Here is a 15713-nt window from a genome sequence, read left to right on the forward strand (position 1 = left end):
TTCAGGGTTGAATGTTTGTGGAAAAATTCAATTTTCTAACATTTTTCATAACCGGTTGAACAGCAAGCCAAAACACCACATCAACCAAATAATTGGTTGAAAACTTTTGTCCCGGCACATCTTTTTTGTTAAAATTTCGGGGTGCGAAGATATCAAATCAACCCATTAGTTTATGAGCCTCGGTACGGATAATAGTGGCAGCAGCAGCATACGGATCGGGCTGCATAAGGCTTAACTGTTGTAATATAGTCTTAGCCAGATCAACACCACGGGCGCCCTCCGGCTGAAGCCGGACAGCTTCATTCATGATATTAATGGTATCGTTTTTTAGCTTGGTCAATATTTCCCATACGGCCTCGCTTACATAAACCTGCTGGGTAACATTATGCTGGTATTCATTCCGTATCTCGGTTATTACCAGATGGTGCAGCTCATTAGCCTGAAAGCTTGCCGCGCCCAGCCTTACAAACATATTGGCCGGGTTTATACGGTCAATAACCAATACTATACGCTCATAAGCCTGTAATTTAAGCATCAGCGACGGATCAATGGCGGGCTTTGCCTTTGATGCTGTAAGTATTTGCTCAAACCTATCCAGGTATGGTTTTAACAGGTAAAAAGCAACCCAAACAACGCCTGCTCCGGCAAGGGTGGTTTTTAAAACATCAATAAGCAGCGGATATAAATTCATATACAGGCAAATGTTAGGCGCCCGTCATAAATTAACGGCGCGAACAAAAATGTGTATTTTACCTTATATTTGTATATTAACAATATAAAATAAAGATGAGTATAGCTGTTGAAACCGCACCGGTAAGCTTTACACCGGGAGCAATAAAGGAGTTGTTAAAGCTGAAGGATCAGCAGGAGATTGGTGATGATTTTGGCTTGCGTGTTGGCGTTGAAGGCGGCGGCTGCTCGGGCATGAACTACGTTTTGGGCTTTGACCAAAAGAAAGACGGCGACCAGGAATTTTTTATTGACGGCGTAAAAGTATACATGCACAAAGCGCACGGCCTGTACCTTGCCGGGATGCAAATTGATTTTCAGGACGGCCTTAACGCACGTGGCTTTACTTTTAATAATCCTAACGCGGCCAGCACCTGCGGATGCGGCACATCATTCTCGGTTTAACAATATTGCATTGATAAATATTTAAAGCAGCCCGGTGGCTGCTTTTTTTATGCACTATATATTTATTATATATAACTATGTAACAAACAAAGCAGGTGCATAGTCTTAACGGCAAGTTTTAAATATGGCGGTAAAAACTACCCTTCGCGAAAATCTGTCTATTGCCCTGCAATCTATCAGCGGTAATAAGTTGCGTACATCACTCACGGCACTCATTATATCAATAGGTATAATGGCGCTGGTTGGTATACTTACCGCCATTGAGGGCATTAAACAATATACCAATGATGCCTTTGCCGGCTTGGGTGCAAATTCCTTTACCATACAAAACATGGGGCAGGATCTTAATTTTGGCCCCGGTGGCAAACGTAAGGTATACCCCTCTATCCGGTACGATCAGGCCTATCGTTTTCGCAAAACCTTTAAACTGCCTTCATCCATCGCCATTAACCTATCGGTAAGCGGCTCGGCTATTGCAAAATATGGCAACGAGAAAACCAACCCTAATATATCAGTAACCGGCACTAACGAAAATTACCTGCAAAACAGTGGTTACAAGCTGGCATCAGGCCGTAACTTCTCTGCCGCTGAGTTGGAACGGGGAGACAATGTGGTAATTATTGGTGATGAGATAAAGAAAACACTGTTTAAAAATACCGACGCGCTCAATAAACCGGTGTTCATCGGCAACAACCAGTTCCGCATTATTGGCATACTGGCATCAAAAGGCTCGGGTGCGCAATTTGGTGGCGATAAGTTTTGCCTGATCCCGGTATTTAAAGCCAAGCAAATTGTTACTACCCCAAATCCGTCTTTTGAGATAACTGTAGCCGTAACCAATAACGAGGCGCTTAATGCTACGGTTGATGAGGCTACGGCGCTCTTTCGCAACATACGCGGACTGAACGTTGGCCAGCCGCAAAATTTTGACATTAACCGCAGCGATGCCATACAGGAACAGCTTGACGGGCAAATGGCCGCTCTTACTGTGGCCGGCCTGGTAGTAAGCATTATCACACTGGTGGGCGCGGCAATAGGGCTGATGAACATTATGCTGGTATCGGTTACCGAACGTACCCGCGAGATAGGCTTGCGAAAATCAATAGGCGCTACGCCTGCGGTAATACGTAAACAGTTTTTGCTTGAGGCCATTGTGATATGCCTTATTGGCGGCGCAGGTGGCATCATATTAGGTATGGCCATAGGCAACCTTATAGCCATTAATATCAGCGGCTCATTCGCCGTGCCGTGGATGTGGCTTATCATCTCCCTGGTTATCTGTACCCTTATCGGTTTAATGTCAGGCTACTACCCTGCTAAAAAAGCGGCCAAGCTCGATCCGGTTGAAGCCCTGCGCTACGAATAATATTACCCTATCACAATTAAACACTAAAAAAACAGCCCCGGCAAAAATTGCCGGGGCTTGTTAATTTTATTAAGCTCGTGTTGGTATTTATCCGATTGGGTTAGCGGCGATATATTTCTCCCATGCCCACGCTGATGACATCATTTCGTCCAAACCAAGTTCGGTTTTCCAGCCCAGCTTTTGGGTTGATTTGCTTACATCGCCCCAAACCTGCTCCACATCGCCTGGGCGGGGAGCACCTATCTGGTAATTTAGCTTTACACCTGTAGCTTTCTCAAACGCGGCAATAACCTCAAGCACTGAGCTGCCTTTACCTGTACCCAGGTTAAATACCTCGTAACCTTTAAAGCTTTCCTGCTCAGCAAACTTCAATGCTGATACGTGCGCCTTGGCCAGGTCAACCACATGTATATAATCGCGGATGCAGCTACCGTCGGGCGTATTGTAGGTATCGCCAAATACGGTGATCTTTTCGCGTTTGCCAATGGCGGTTTGGGTGATGAACGGCACAAGGTTTTGCGGTACGCCTATCGGCAGTTCGCCTATCAGCGCGGTTTCGTGCGCGCCAACGGGGTTAAAGTAACGCAACGATATTACTTTGTATGGCGTATCTGATGCTACCATATCCTTCAATATCTCTTCGGCCACCTGTTTGGTGTTACCGTATGGCGATTGCGCTGGCTGCACAGGCGCATCCTCTGTAACAGGTAAGTTTTCAGGCTGACCGTAAACCGTACAGCTTGATGAGAATACAAAGTTTAATGGCTTGCCATAGTAACCGTTAAGCAGGTTAATAAGCGAGTAAAAGTTATTACGGTAATATTTTAACGGATGGGCAACTGATTCGCCTACGGCCTTAAATGCCGCGAAGTGGATGATGCCCGCGATATCATTTTCAGTTGCTACCAGGTTAGCCACTTCCTTTTCATTGCAAAGATCTACCTGATGAAATACCGGTTTGTAGCCGATGATCTTTGTAAGCTGATCGAGTATCTTAGGTTGAGAGTTTGACAGATCGTCAACGATCACGGGCTCATAACCTGAGTTTACAAGTTCAACAACCGTATGCGAGCCGATGTAACCCAGGCCGCCGGTAACTAATATTTTTGCCATTAATTAAGAGGTTTATTTATTATAGTTTGAAAAATCCTTATGCTGTATCTCATGCTCCGGCAACGATTTGAAATAATCATACGTGATCTTCAAACCCTCGCTTCGCGATACTTTAGGCTCCCATCCTAATATCTCTTTAGCCTTGGTAATATCTGGGCGACGCTGTTTAGGGTCGTCAACCGGGAGCGGCAAACTTATTAATTTTTGGTCGGTTCCGGTAAGTTTTATTATTTCTTCGCCAAACTCGCGTATGGTTATCTCATCAGGGTTACCAACGTTAACCGGTTGCGCGTAGTCGCTAAACAGCAGGCGGTAAATACCTTCAATCAGGTCATCAACATAACAAAACGAGCGGGTTTGTGAGCCATCGCCAAACATGGTGAGCGATTCGCCACGCAGGGCCTGGCCTATAAATGCCGGTAATACGCGGCCATCATTTAGGCGCATACGCGGGCCGTAAGTATTGAATATACGTACAATGCGGGTTTCAACACCGTGAAAAGTATGGTAAGCCATGGTCATGGCTTCCTGAAAGCGCTTAGCCTCATCATATACACCGCGCGGCCCAACCGGGTTTACGTTACCCCAATACTCCTCGGGCTGCGGGTTCACGTTAGGGTCGCCGTATACTTCGGATGTTGAAGCGATCAGCATACGCGCGTTTTTAGCTTTAGCCAAACCCAACAGATTATGCGTACCTAATGAGCCTACTTTAAGGGTTTGGATAGGGATCTTTAAATAATCTATCGGGCTGGCAGGAGAGGCAAAGTGCAGAATGTAGTGCAAATCGCCCGGAACGAAAACAAAGCTTGAAACATCGTGATGATAGAACTCAAAATTTTCGAGTTTAAACAGATGTTCGATATTACGCAGATCGCCAGTGATAAGGTTATCCATGGCTATTACATGGTAATCCTCTTTAATAAACCTGTCGCAAAGGTGCGAGCCTAAAAACCCGGCAGCACCGGTGATAAGTATGCGCTTTCTTGCCATGCCTGTATGTTATTTGAAATTGATACGTTAGTATTTGTATTTTTAACCCCGACGAATATAATCATTCATCGCTCAAAATGTTTGTGCTTTATAATATTGGAATACGTTTATACTATTTGATAATCTGGCTGGCTTCGTTTTTTAACCAAAAGGCAAAGCTTTGGATAAACGGACGTAAGCAGCAGGTATTTGTACGTTGTGACAATAGTATATGGTTTCATTTTGCATCATTAGGTGAGTTTGAGCAGGGCCGCCCGGTACTTGAGCAAATGAAACTGACTTATCCTGACAGACCTATCGTGATCACTTTTTTTTCACCCTCGGGTTATGAAGTCCGCAAAAACACACCACTTGCCGATGCGGTATATTACCTGCCGCTGGATACACGCGGCAACGCGATCCGTTTTATTAAAGCCATTAACCCATCTATTGTAATATTTACCAAGTACGAGTACTGGTACCATTTCTTTGCGCAGTTATACAAGCGCCGTGTACCGTTATATATTATATCAGGCATATTCAGGGATGGGCAGGTATTTTTTAATTGGTATGGTGGCATGCACCGCAAAATGCTTCGGTGCGTACGTCACTTTTTTTTGCAGGATGAACACTCCAAACAGCTACTGGCAGGCATCAACATAAATAACACAACCGTTAGCGGCGATACCCGGTTTGACCGTGTGTGGGCTAATGCCGCCAACCCTAAGCAACTGCCCGAAGTAAAACAGTTTATTGGCAGCCACAAAACCATGATATGCGGCAGTACCTGGCCGGATGATGAAAAACTACTGACTGAACTGATATACCTTTACCCGGATTGGAAATTTATCTTCGCGCCGCACGAGCTGAGTATGGAAAAGATAAACCGGCTGGTTGAGTTATTACCTCCGGATAGTTGCATTAAATATTCAGATTTGGCATTAGCCGAGGACGGCAACAGCTACCAATGTCTTATTATTGATAATATGGGCATGCTGTCATCATTATACCAATACGGGCACATGGCTTACATAGGCGGCGGCTTTGGCGTGGGTATACATAATACGCTGGAAGCGGCGGCATTTGGCATACCGGTAATATTCGGGCCAAATTACCATAAGTTTAATGAGGCAAAGGCGCTTATTGAGCTTGAAGCAGGCTTTAGCATCAGTAACGAAGCTGAACTTAAAGCCATTGTTGAAAAGCTAAGTACCGATGAAGCATACTATACCGCCGGTTGCCAACAAGCAAAACAATATGTTGACACACAAAAGGGCGCTACCGAAAAGATAGTGAACTTTATTAAAGATTCGGCAAACGCCTGATTAGTTGTTGCGCACCATACGCTCAAGCGCGTCAATAAACACGGGCGAATCGTTAAGGCTTTCCACCAATTGCACCTCCTGGCCGCCAAGGGCTTTAAACTCGGCACCGTACTCTTCGGTAACCTCGTAAACGGTTTCCAAACAATCGGCAACAAAGGCAGGGCAAAATACCAGCAGGCGCTTTTTACCCTCTTTAGCCAGCTTGTGTATAATTTCGCTGGTATAGGGCTGCACCCATGGGTCATTACCCAGGCGGGATTGAAAGCAAACGGTATAATCTTCCTGAGCAATATTCAACTCAGCAGCTATCAGTTTAGCCGTATGGTATGATTGTGCCGAATAGCAGAATTTATTTTTATCGTTGATCGTCTGGCAGCAATCATTCACCTTTAAGCAATGGCTGTGGGTATGATCGGCCTTTATCAACTGGCGCTGCGGCAGGCCGTGAAAGCTGAACAGGATATGATCATACGATGCCGGATCGTACTTGCGGGCATTATCGGCAAAGGTTTTGATCACCAGGTCATCATCATAAAACGAGTTGACGAATGATACAGGCGGCGGCGTAGGCCAATCCTTCATCAAACGCATTACTTTTTCATATACCGAACCTGTACTTGCCGAGGCATACTGCGGAAATAGCGGAATTACCCGGATGCTATCAACCAAAGCGTTTTTTAAATTATCAAGCGCCAGCTCAATAGAAGGGTTTTGATAACGCATGGCCAGCTCAACCATATACTCATCGCCCAGGCGTTGCTGCAAGGCATCGCGCTGTAAAATGCTATAGTATTTTAATGGCGATCCGTTAACATCATCCCATATCTCCTTATATAATTTAGCTGATTTAGGTGCCCTGAACGGTACAATTACCGCCTTTACCAAAAAGGTGCGCAAGGCAGCGTTTACATCAATCACCCGAGGGTCCATCAAAAACTCATCCAGATAGCGGCGTACATCTGCGGTTGACGGACTATCAGGCGTACCTAAATTCACTAATAATATTCCCTTTTTTGCCATAATAATTTGAGGCTCCAAAAATACTATAAATACCTTGTACACTGCTAAACCAAGGGCTATATATTACAAAATAATGATTAGCATCATGTTTGTTGCCACCGTGCAATTACATGCAGCAGTAAACTTTTTAGCGGGTATTTGTTAATATTGCCGTAATGGGCTTTTTACACATCCCGCAGTTGGGGCAGGTACACTATCACGAATACGGCACGGGCAGCAAGCCGCTGCTGGCCTTTCATGGTTACGGCATGACGGGCAGGCAATTCCATGTGCTGGAGCAATCGGTGCTGCCTGAATATCATGTTTACGGGTTCGATCACTTTTTTCATGGCGGCAGCGCGCTAAAGGACTGGAGCGAGCAACAGATCATCCGGGGCATGCCCAAGGCCCTGGTGCGCAGCTATGTGGAAGAGTGGTTTAAACTGCATGGCAGGCAACGCTTTTCGGTACTGGGTTACTCCATTGGCGCTAACCTGGCGCTGATTTTAGTTGAGGAGTATGCCGACCTTATTGACGAGGTGATACTGATGGCGCCCGACGGACTGTTTGTATATAAGGGCTTCCATATACTAACGCATAAAACACTGGGGCGGTATCTTTTCCGCACGGTTACTAAAAGCAAATGGATAGCGCCATCGCTGTTAAAAACACTTAAACGCGTGGGCTTTATTGATGACAGCCTGTACAAAATTGCCTGGAGCGAAATGGATACCGAACAAAAACGGCTTGATGTTTATTATACACTCAACTTGATACGCTTATTAAAACCCGATACGCAAAAGGTGGCGCAACTCATCAATCAGCATAACATTAAATGCCGGCTGATATTTGGCCGGCACGATAACCTGTTCCCAAAAAAGGAGGCGCAACCCTTCATCAATACCTTGACTAACCCTGAGGTACACGAGGTGGACCTGGGGCACTGGCTGGTTACTGCCGATCTGGATAAATATTTAGTTAAATTTAAAGTATGATACCCGCCCGCAGAGTAAGCCTCTTTAGTAACTGGTTTGCCCGGTATATGCGCTACCGCATACACAAGGCCTTTAACCGCGTGGTGGTAATGCCCTTTGAGCCAAAACCCGGCCACTCGGTACTGCTGCTTTGCAACCATTTTAGCTGGTGGGATGGCTTTTTTGGCAACTATTTGGCTTACTGGCACCTTAAACGGAAACTCTACATCATGATGCAGGAAGACCATTTGCGTAAGCGAATGTTGTTCAACCTGTTCGGTGGTTTTTCTATCGAAAAAGGTTCGCGCGAGATGATCAGATCATTGCAATACGCGGCCGGTTTGCTGAACGATCCGGAGAATTTGGTGGTGGTTTTTCCGCAAGGTGAGCTGATATCAAACCATGCCACCGAAATTGAGATTGGAAATGGCATCGAACGATTGATAAAAAACATTAAAGGCCCCTGCCAGGTAGTGTACTCCTGTGTGCTTATCGATTACTTTGAGAGCCTCAAGCCTTCGGCATTCATCCATCTGTTTGATTGCGGCGTAGCGGGCGAAGTACCCTTCGGGCAGTTGGTAAGCAATATTAACGCCCACCACAAACAAGCCCTGGCCAACCAGGTACATGCTGACCATTAAACATCAGGATTAAAAATGATCACCCCGAAAAATAATAAAGTGATACACTGGTTCTTCCACCGGTATATTTTGCGGCTGATCGATAAAAATTTCCGCTCGTTCAACTTGAACAGCATGAAGGTTGAAGAGGATAAGTCTGTACTCCTTATCCCTAATCATTTTAGCTGGTGGGATGGTTTTATACTTTATTACCTTAATCACAAGCTTTTTAAAAAGCGTTTTCACATCATGATACTGGAGGAAACCGTGAGCAAGGTTTTCTTTTTAAAATACATGGGCGCCTTCTCAATCAGTAAGAACTCCAAGGGGTTGATCGAATCGCTTAACTATGCGGCAGAGCTATTGAAAGACCCGCAGAACCTGGTGGTGATATTTCCGCAGGGTAAATTATACTCCAACTTTGTGCAGCAGGTGGTGTTTGATAAGGGTATACTCCGCGTAATGGATAAAGCCAGACAAACAGCTCAACTGGTGTTTTGCGCTACATTTATTGAGTACTTCGAGTACAAAAAACCCGGTGTAAACGTTTATGTAAACAAAAGCCCTGTTAACAGCTTTAATAATATACATCAATTTACCGATGCCTACCAGCAGCATTATGAGGCGGCACGGCATCAGCAAACACAAATAGTTATATAACAGTGATCATTGCCATATCGGTAACCTTGTTTTTTATTGTACTGCGCTTTGTGGTTACGCTGTTCAACTTTATGTCGAACCCAAAACTACAACGCATAGCCAAGCCTTATGATGATATGGTATCCATACTGATACCTGCCCGTAACGAACAGCAAAATATTGACAACCTGCTGCGCTCCATAACTGAACAGGATTACCGCGATTATGAGGTAATTGTGCTGGATGATGGCTCTACCGATGAAACCTATAATATTTGCGCCCGTTACGCCGCCGCACATACCAACTTTAAAGTAATAAAAGGCAAAACACTGCCCGATGGATGGCTGGGTAAAAACTATGCCTGCTACCAGTTAGCGCAACAGGCTAAAGGTAAATACCTGATGTTTGTTGATGCCGACGAAGAGGTTGAACGCGGCCTGATTAACAGCGCGGTACACCGTATGCACCTGCGGCAGGTGGCCCTGCTAAGCCTGTTCACCAATCAGCGTATGTTTACCCTGGGCGAAAAACTCGTGGTACCGCTGATGCATTTTTTGCTGCTCAATTTATTGCCTTTACGCCTGGTATACCTTACCCGGCATTACGCGGTAGCGGCAGCCAGCGGGCAGTTTATGTTTTTTAATGCCGAAGCTTACCATGCCAACCAGTGGCACAAACAGGTGCGCAATGAGGTGGTGGAGGATATTGAGATCATGAAACTGGTAAAGGCCGCCCGTTACCGGGGAGAAAGCCTGCTGGCCAACGGACTTATATATTGCCGCATGTACACCGGTTTTAACGAGGCCATAAATGGGTTCAGCAAAAATTTTCTGGCTATATTTAATTACAGCGTACCGGGCTTTCTGGTATATATTACGCTGCTTATTGGCGGGCCTTTACTGGTGATCTCCACCTTAAATTTACCGCTCATTGTTTTTATGGCCGGGCTTATTATGCTTACCCGTATCATGATCTCATTAGCTGCCGGGCAAAACGCTTTGCTTAACGTACTGCTGCACCCGCTGCAAATGGCGAGTATGGTGATCATCGCTTTTTTTGCCATACAGCAGCACCTTACTAAAAACACGGTATGGAAAGGCCGCAGGGTATGACAGGCATCCTAAAAAAACCGCCGGTACTTATCGGCATAATCATTCTGTTTCATGTTGTAGGATATATTGGTTTTACGCTGCCTGCCACGCGCGATCTGTTTCAGGATATAGTACCTTTTCACCTGCTGCTGATGCTGGGCATAGTTATTTTTAGTCACCGGCAGGTTGATAACCATTTCTGGAGCTTTTACCTCATTATCTATTTCGCGGGCTACATAGCCGAGTGGATAGGCGTACATACCGGCGCATTGTTTGGCTATTATGCCTATGGCAGTACCCTGGGTGCAAAGGTGCTCAATATCCCGCTTATGATTGGTGTTAACTGGTTTTTACTGGTATACTCAACCGGGGTATTGATGCAGCGCTCGGGGCTAAATAACCGCCTGCTTCGCGTAATATATGGTGCCGTGATGCTTGTGGTGCTTGATGCGCTTATAGAACCCGTAGCCATTAGGTTTGATTACTGGCACTGGCGCTTTGAGGCCGTGCCGGCTTACAATTACGTATGCTGGTTTTTTGTGAGCCTTTTTATGCTGTATATTTTTGAAAGTTTCAACTTTAAAAAGCAAAGTTGGGTTGGCCCGGCATTACTGATAACACAATTAATATTTTTCGCAGCGTTGAATATTTATCCGCTATAAAATGAAAACCGCAAGTATCCGGGCATCGTTATTTATAATATAATTTAGCGTAAATTTGTATCATCATGGGTGAGTATAATTTAAAGGTGACCATTGACCAGGATTCGGGCTTTTGCTTCGGGGTAGTTTTTGCCATTGATATGGCCGAGGAAATACTGGAGCAGGATGGTTACCTGTATTGCCTGGGCGATATTGTGCATAACGACGAGGAAGTTGCCCGGCTGAAGGCCAAAGGCCTCCGCATTATTGACCACTCGCAACTGCATGACCTGCATAACGAGAAGGTGCTGATCCGCGCGCATGGCGAGGCTCCTGAAACTTATAAAACAGCACTTCAGAATAACATCACCCTGATTGATGCCTCGTGCCCTGTAGTGCTTAAATTGCAAAACCGCATTAAAACATCACACGATAATAAGGAGCAGATACTCATTTTCGGCAAGCATGGCCATGCCGAAGTGATCGGCCTGCAAGGCCAAACCAACAACGAGGCTTTGGTATTTCAGGATATTGCCGAGCTGGACAACGCCGAACTGCCCGAACGCTTTACCTTATACAGCCAAACCACCAAAAGCACCGATAAGTTTTATGCCATTAAGGAGGAACTGCTTAACCGTGGTTACGAAGTAAAAGCCAATGATACCATTTGCCGCCAGGTATCAAACCGTGATAAGGATCTGCCTGAGTTTGCGGTAAAGTTTGATAAGGTGGTGTTTGTATCGGGCAAAAAATCGTCAAACGGCAAGGTACTGTTCGAGGTTTGCAAGAGGCACAACCCCAATACTTACTTTATTTCATCTGTTGAAGAGCTGGATAAGGCGCTCTTCGCGCCCGGCGACACCGTAGGCATCGCCGGGGCTACATCAACCCCTATGTGGCTGATGCAGGATGTAAAGAACGCCCTTGAGGCTTTTTAATTCCGCCCAGGGATCTATCAGGTTTAGGTAAGGTTTATTTCGAGTCGGCCAACTGCTCTTCTTTAGCTAACAGGCGTGCGCTTTCAGCCAGTTTTATAAACTCGGCACGGTATCCCTCATCATCATTACCTTTACCGGCACGTGCGGTTTTTATGGCATGCGCATAGCTGGCCTGCTGCTTGTAAGGCGAATCACGCAGCAACATACCAAACTCGGCCACAGCACTGGCAAACTTCATATCAGTACTGGTTTTAGCAAACTCAACAGGCACATCATTCACCACGGCCTGGCTCAAGGCGCTTTTGCCGGAGTTAGGTTGCTTGTACCTGAACTTGATGGTCAGCATTTCGCCGCTGCCGGTATTCACCATCCCTTTCGGGGCAGATGCCGGTTTTTGGTATTTCAAAGGATCAACCGAGCCGGCGTAATCATCCTTCACCCCTACCGGTACAATCTCATACAAAGCGGTAACGGTGTGCCCGCTGCCCATATCGCCTGCATCCTTTTTATCATTGTTAAAATCTTCTTTGTTCAACAGGCGGTTCTCATAACCTATCAGGCGGTAAGCCTGCACTTTGGCCGGGTTAAATTCCAGTTGCAGCTTTACATCCTTGGCAACGGTAAACAGCGTACCGCCAAACTCACTTACCAGGGTTTTGCGGGCCTCGGTAATATTATCAATGTAAGCATAGTTGCCATTGCCCTTATCGGCCAGGGGTTCCATTTTACTGTCTTTATAGTTACCCATACCATAACCTAAAACCGACAGGAACACCCCACCCTCACGCTGTTTGGTGATCAGTTTTTCCATATCATCATCGCTTGACGCGCCTACGTTAAAGTCGCCATCGGTAGCCAGGATCACGCGGTTATTACCCTCCTTCATTAAATTTTCGTGCGCTACTCTGTAGGCCAGTTTTATGCCCTCGCCACCTGCTGTTGAGCCGCCTGCCTCCAGGTTATCAATGGCGTTATTGATCGTAGTCTTTTTATCGCCCGATGTTGGCTGCAACACAATACCCGCCGCACCGGCGTACACTACAATGGATACCTTATCCTTAACGCGCAACTGGTTCACCAGCATCTTCATGGATGATTTTACCAGCGGCAACTTATTTTCCGCGCTCATGGAACCCGATACATCGATGAGGAACACCAGGTTTGACGCCGGCAGGTTTTCGGTCGGAATAGTGCGTGCCTTTAAGCCGATACGCAGCAGGCGGTGCTTAGTATTCCATGGCGCTGAGGTAAGTTCGGTGTGTATGGCCACCGGGTCGTTATTGGTTGGGCCGGACAGGTTGTAGTTAAAGTAGTTGATCATCTCCTCAATGCGCACCGCATCCACCGGAGGAATTTGCCCGCCATTAATAAAGCGGCGCACATTGCTGTACGATGCCGCGTCAACATCAACCGAGAAAGTGGAAAGCGGGGCGTTCGAAGCTACATGAAAACCATTTTCTGTGATGCCTTTGTAGCTTTCGGTGTTGGCATCAAATGCTGAATTAGCATAATAACCTACCGGAGCTTTAATTTCATTTATCTTTGCTCTACGACTACCTCTTACATACAAGCCAGCTACCTTACCCTGAAGCTGAGTCGCTATCCGCGGGGATTGCACGGCAACTACCTCATTCAACTGAACTTTATCCTTTTCTTCCCTTGGTTTTTCTACTGCAACAGGCACAGGTATATTTATCTTTAATCTGTTCAATACTACATTTATTACACCACTCTTGCCTATTGCTACTTTTTTACTTTCAAATCCGTCGGCACTAAATAACAGGCGCACGGTATTAGCAGGCACTTTTATATTATACCTGCCCTGTTTATTTGATGTTGATGATATTGTTGTGCCTTCGGCAACAACCTTGGCCTCCGCTATTATGCCGTCGCGACTGCTTACTGTTCCGCTTACAGTGCGGGTTTTGTTTGCCTGGCTATAACCTGCAAGCCCGGCAAACATTAATGCGATAAATAAGATATGTTTCATGATCTGTTGGTTTTTATACCGGCAGGATGCAGCGGAATACATATTTCCATAAGCCATTTAAAAAATTTATTTTGCGGCACCATAATGAACCTCTTTAGCCGAACGATACATCCTGATGAAGCAGATGACGAGATTTTGCTTGAGCGCTATCGAAGAGATGGCGACTTGCAGGTGCTGGGGCGTTTGTATGAAAAATACGTTCAACTGGTTTATGGCGTGTGCCTGAAGTATCTTAATGATGAGGATGATGCCAAGGATGCCGTGATGGGCATTTTTGAGGAACTGGTGAACAAAGCCAAAGCACATGAGGTTAAACAGTTTCGCGGCTGGTTGTATGTGCTGGCGCGTAATTACTGCCTAATGCAGTTACGCAGCAATAAAAAGATGCCTACAACTGCTATTGATGATAACGTTATGGAATTTACCGCCGATGTGCATCCTGATAACAAATACAATGAGGAGTACATGGCCGTTTTACAAAAGTGTATGGAAAAGCTGCCGGGCGGACAACGCCAGAGTGTTGATCTGTTTTACCTGCAGCAAAAATGCTATAAGGAAATTGCCGACGATACCGGCCTTACCCTGAATGAAGTAAAAAGCCATATACAGAACGGAAAACGTAACCTTAAAATTTGCATAGAAAAGAACCGTGAGTAAGCCTGCAGACATAGCGAAGCAAATTGAAAAGTACCTGAACGGGGAGCTTGATGCCCGCGCCATGCACCAACTGGAGCGCGAGGCACAGAACGACCCATTGCTGATGGATGCTTTGGAAGGCTACGGCAAAACGGATACTAACCAGCAAGCTAACCTTAACGATATTGCCGGACGGCTACAACAACGTACCGCCAAGGGCATGGTACGGAGTATGCTGATATGGCGGTTAACAGCAGCGGCATCAATAGTTGTTATACTTGGTATAGGCGGTTTACTATTTTTTAAGGAGCAGCCGAAAAAAAAGGAAATTGCTTTAGCCGAGATCAAACCACAACCACCTGTTGCTGATCATAAAAATTTGTATGCACCGCCCGCGGCTGATCTGTCAGATAGTGCTGAAAAAGTTTTTGATAGTAATAAACCGGCAAATTCGCCTTATATAGCAAGTGTAAAACCAAAACAACAATTGGTACGCAGAAGAAAGCAGCCAACTGAATTAATACTTGATGCAGAACCTGTTGCAAACGAAACAATAGCGGACAAACAGTTGGGTGCTTTGCAGGAGAAAATAGCAGTTGACTTTTTTGCGCAAAAAGCCAAGCCTGTTGCTGACACTATAAAAGAGGTAAAACAACATACTATAGCAAACGCCTTAGCTGGCAGGGTTGCAGGCTTATCTATTACCAAAAATAGTCCTCGATACAAAACCATTACCGGCAAAGTCACAGATGGCGTTGCTCCATTACCAGGTGTTACAGTACAAGGAATTAATAACACTACGGTAACAGATGTTGATGGAGAATTTTCATTAACAGTCCCCGAGAAATCAACCCTGAACTTTGGCTACATCGGCTTTGAGAACCAAAAAGTAAAGGTCAGGAATCAGGATTCCCTGATGATTGCCATGGAACCCTCACAAGGCTCGCTGAACGAAGTAGTCGTGGTGTCAGATTATGGCAGCAAACGCAAGATCAAAGAAGCGCATCCATTAAACGGTTGGGATGAGTTTAACGAATATCTGAAAGAGAACGCCATATCTTCGGACGGTAAAAAAGGCACTGTAAAACTATCGTTCACCGTTAATACTGATGGCTCGTTAACCGATTTTGAGATCACCAAAAACCTGAGCGACGAAACCGACCAGCAGGCCATCGCCCTGATTAAGGATGGGCCTAAATGGGTGGGAGATAGTAGCGGACAACCCAAAAAGATTAAACTGAGCATTAAATTCAGGGCCGAATAAGCTTTGCTTTT

General features: G+C 45.6%; 16 protein-coding genes. 11 read left to right on the forward strand and 5 right to left on the reverse strand.

Annotated elements, in window-relative coordinates; all coding sequences use genetic code 11:
- Window positions 1-157 precede the first annotated feature (157 nt).
- Window positions 158-691, reverse strand: a complete 534-nt coding sequence (locus LJ707_RS15325) for a hypothetical protein (protein ID WP_228952594.1) — start codon at window positions 689-691, stop codon at window positions 158-160.
- Between the two features lie 95 nt (window positions 692-786).
- Here LJ707_RS15325 and LJ707_RS15330 point away from each other — a divergent pair, with 95 nt between their 5' ends.
- Window positions 787-1134 carry an iron-sulfur cluster assembly accessory protein gene (locus LJ707_RS15330; RefSeq protein ID WP_228952596.1) on the forward strand — a complete coding sequence of 116 codons (348 nt, stop codon included), beginning with the start codon at window positions 787-789 and terminating at the stop codon, window positions 1132-1134.
- Window positions 1135-1258: 124 nt separating this feature from the next.
- Entirely contained in the window at window positions 1259-2500 is a 1242-nt protein-coding gene (locus LJ707_RS15335; RefSeq protein WP_228952598.1) for an ABC transporter permease, read from the forward strand.
- Window positions 2501-2587: 87 nt separating this feature from the next.
- Here the strand turns inward: LJ707_RS15335 and galE are convergent, their stop codons facing one another.
- Entirely contained in the window at window positions 2588-3613 is a 1026-nt protein-coding gene (gene galE / locus LJ707_RS15340) for a UDP-glucose 4-epimerase GalE (RefSeq protein WP_228952600.1), read from the reverse strand.
- 12 nt (window positions 3614-3625) lie between these two features.
- Window positions 3626-4606: a UDP-glucuronic acid decarboxylase family protein gene (locus tag LJ707_RS15345; protein WP_228952602.1), complete on the reverse strand. Its 981-nt coding sequence runs from the start codon at window positions 4604-4606 to the stop codon at window positions 3626-3628.
- Window positions 4607-4722: 116 nt separating this feature from the next.
- On the opposite strand from LJ707_RS15345, the gene LJ707_RS15350 reads away from it, so the two are divergent.
- Window positions 4723-5910 (forward strand): 3-deoxy-D-manno-octulosonic acid transferase, encoded by a 1188-nt coding sequence (locus tag LJ707_RS15350; protein WP_228952605.1) that lies wholly within the window; start codon window positions 4723-4725, stop codon window positions 5908-5910.
- Here the strand turns inward: LJ707_RS15350 and hemH are convergent, their stop codons facing one another.
- The gene (gene hemH / locus LJ707_RS15355; RefSeq protein WP_228952607.1) at window positions 5911-6930 is read right to left on the reverse strand and encodes a ferrochelatase; all 1020 of its coding nucleotides are present in this window, start codon (window positions 6928-6930) and stop codon (window positions 5911-5913) included. It abuts the gene before it with no gap.
- A 155-nt stretch (window positions 6931-7085) separates the two neighbouring features.
- Here hemH and LJ707_RS15360 point away from each other — a divergent pair, with 155 nt between their 5' ends.
- The 6 genes from LJ707_RS15360 (at window position 7086) to LJ707_RS15385 (ending at window position 11812) form a co-directional block, all read left to right on the forward strand.
- On the forward strand, window positions 7086-7904 hold the full coding sequence (locus LJ707_RS15360; RefSeq protein WP_228952609.1) for an alpha/beta fold hydrolase: 819 nt from the start codon (window positions 7086-7088) through the stop codon (window positions 7902-7904).
- Complete coding sequence (locus tag LJ707_RS15365) at window positions 7901-8524, forward strand: lysophospholipid acyltransferase family protein (protein WP_228952611.1); 624 nt, start codon at window positions 7901-7903, stop codon at window positions 8522-8524. Before LJ707_RS15360 ends, LJ707_RS15365 begins: the two co-directional genes overlap by 4 nt.
- A gap of 15 nt (window positions 8525-8539) precedes the next feature.
- Window positions 8540-9163, forward strand: a complete 624-nt coding sequence (locus tag LJ707_RS15370) for a lysophospholipid acyltransferase family protein (RefSeq protein WP_228952613.1) — start codon at window positions 8540-8542, stop codon at window positions 9161-9163.
- Between the two features lie 2 nt (window positions 9164-9165).
- A complete protein-coding gene (locus LJ707_RS15375) occupies window positions 9166-10254 on the forward strand; it encodes a glycosyltransferase (RefSeq protein WP_228952614.1) in 1089 nt (362 codons plus the stop codon).
- The gene (locus LJ707_RS15380) at window positions 10233-10895 is read left to right on the forward strand and encodes a carotenoid biosynthesis protein (protein WP_228952616.1); all 663 of its coding nucleotides are present in this window, start codon (window positions 10233-10235) and stop codon (window positions 10893-10895) included. Before LJ707_RS15375 ends, LJ707_RS15380 begins: the two co-directional genes overlap by 22 nt.
- Before the next feature lie 65 nt (window positions 10896-10960).
- Window positions 10961-11812 (forward strand): 4-hydroxy-3-methylbut-2-enyl diphosphate reductase, encoded by an 852-nt coding sequence (locus LJ707_RS15385; protein ID WP_228952619.1) that lies wholly within the window; start codon window positions 10961-10963, stop codon window positions 11810-11812.
- A gap of 34 nt (window positions 11813-11846) precedes the next feature.
- On the opposite strand, the gene LJ707_RS15390 is transcribed toward LJ707_RS15385, so the two are convergent.
- Window positions 11847-13802, reverse strand: a complete 1956-nt coding sequence (locus LJ707_RS15390; protein WP_228952621.1) for a von Willebrand factor type A domain-containing protein — start codon at window positions 13800-13802, stop codon at window positions 11847-11849.
- Window positions 13803-13886: 84 nt separating this feature from the next.
- On the opposite strand from LJ707_RS15390, the gene LJ707_RS15395 reads away from it, so the two are divergent.
- Both LJ707_RS15395 and LJ707_RS15400 read left to right on the forward strand, forming a co-directional pair.
- Entirely contained in the window at window positions 13887-14459 is a 573-nt protein-coding gene (locus LJ707_RS15395) for an RNA polymerase sigma factor (protein ID WP_228952623.1), read from the forward strand.
- Window positions 14452-15702 (forward strand): carboxypeptidase-like regulatory domain-containing protein, encoded by a 1251-nt coding sequence (locus LJ707_RS15400; protein WP_228952625.1) that lies wholly within the window; start codon window positions 14452-14454, stop codon window positions 15700-15702. The genes LJ707_RS15395 and LJ707_RS15400 overlap by 8 nt, the downstream gene beginning before the upstream one ends.
- Window positions 15703-15713 lie beyond the last annotated feature (11 nt).

The organism is Mucilaginibacter sp. UR6-1 (assembly GCF_020880975.1).
Taxonomy (GTDB): Bacteria; Bacteroidota; Bacteroidia; order Sphingobacteriales; family Sphingobacteriaceae; genus Mucilaginibacter.

What these genes read in the sequence shown, in the direction of transcription:
- LJ707_RS15325 (WP_228952594.1), bottom strand. Translation starts at nt 691, where the DNA reads ATGAATTTATATCCGCTGCTTATTGATGTTTTAAAAACCACCCTTGCC.
- LJ707_RS15330 (WP_228952596.1), top strand. Translation starts at nt 787, where the DNA reads ATGAGTATAGCTGTTGAAACCGCACCGGTAAGCTTTACACCGGGAGCA.
- LJ707_RS15335 (WP_228952598.1), top strand. Translation starts at nt 1,259, where the DNA reads ATGGCGGTAAAAACTACCCTTCGCGAAAATCTGTCTATTGCCCTGCAA.
- galE (WP_228952600.1), bottom strand. Translation starts at nt 3,613, where the DNA reads ATGGCAAAAATATTAGTTACCGGCGGCCTGGGTTACATCGGCTCGCAT.
- LJ707_RS15345 (WP_228952602.1), bottom strand. Translation starts at nt 4,606, where the DNA reads ATGGCAAGAAAGCGCATACTTATCACCGGTGCTGCCGGGTTTTTAGGC.
- hemH (WP_228952607.1), bottom strand. Translation starts at nt 6,930, where the DNA reads ATGGCAAAAAAGGGAATATTATTAGTGAATTTAGGTACGCCTGATAGT.
- LJ707_RS15360 (WP_228952609.1), top strand. Translation starts at nt 7,086, where the DNA reads ATGGGCTTTTTACACATCCCGCAGTTGGGGCAGGTACACTATCACGAA.
- LJ707_RS15365 (WP_228952611.1), top strand. Translation starts at nt 7,901, where the DNA reads ATGATACCCGCCCGCAGAGTAAGCCTCTTTAGTAACTGGTTTGCCCGG.
- LJ707_RS15370 (WP_228952613.1), top strand. Translation starts at nt 8,540, where the DNA reads ATGATCACCCCGAAAAATAATAAAGTGATACACTGGTTCTTCCACCGG.
- LJ707_RS15380 (WP_228952616.1), top strand. Translation starts at nt 10,233, where the DNA reads ATGGAAAGGCCGCAGGGTATGACAGGCATCCTAAAAAAACCGCCGGTA.
- LJ707_RS15385 (WP_228952619.1), top strand. Translation starts at nt 10,961, where the DNA reads ATGGGTGAGTATAATTTAAAGGTGACCATTGACCAGGATTCGGGCTTT.
- LJ707_RS15390 (WP_228952621.1), bottom strand. Translation starts at nt 13,802, where the DNA reads ATGAAACATATCTTATTTATCGCATTAATGTTTGCCGGGCTTGCAGGT.
- LJ707_RS15395 (WP_228952623.1), top strand. Translation starts at nt 13,887, where the DNA reads ATGAACCTCTTTAGCCGAACGATACATCCTGATGAAGCAGATGACGAG.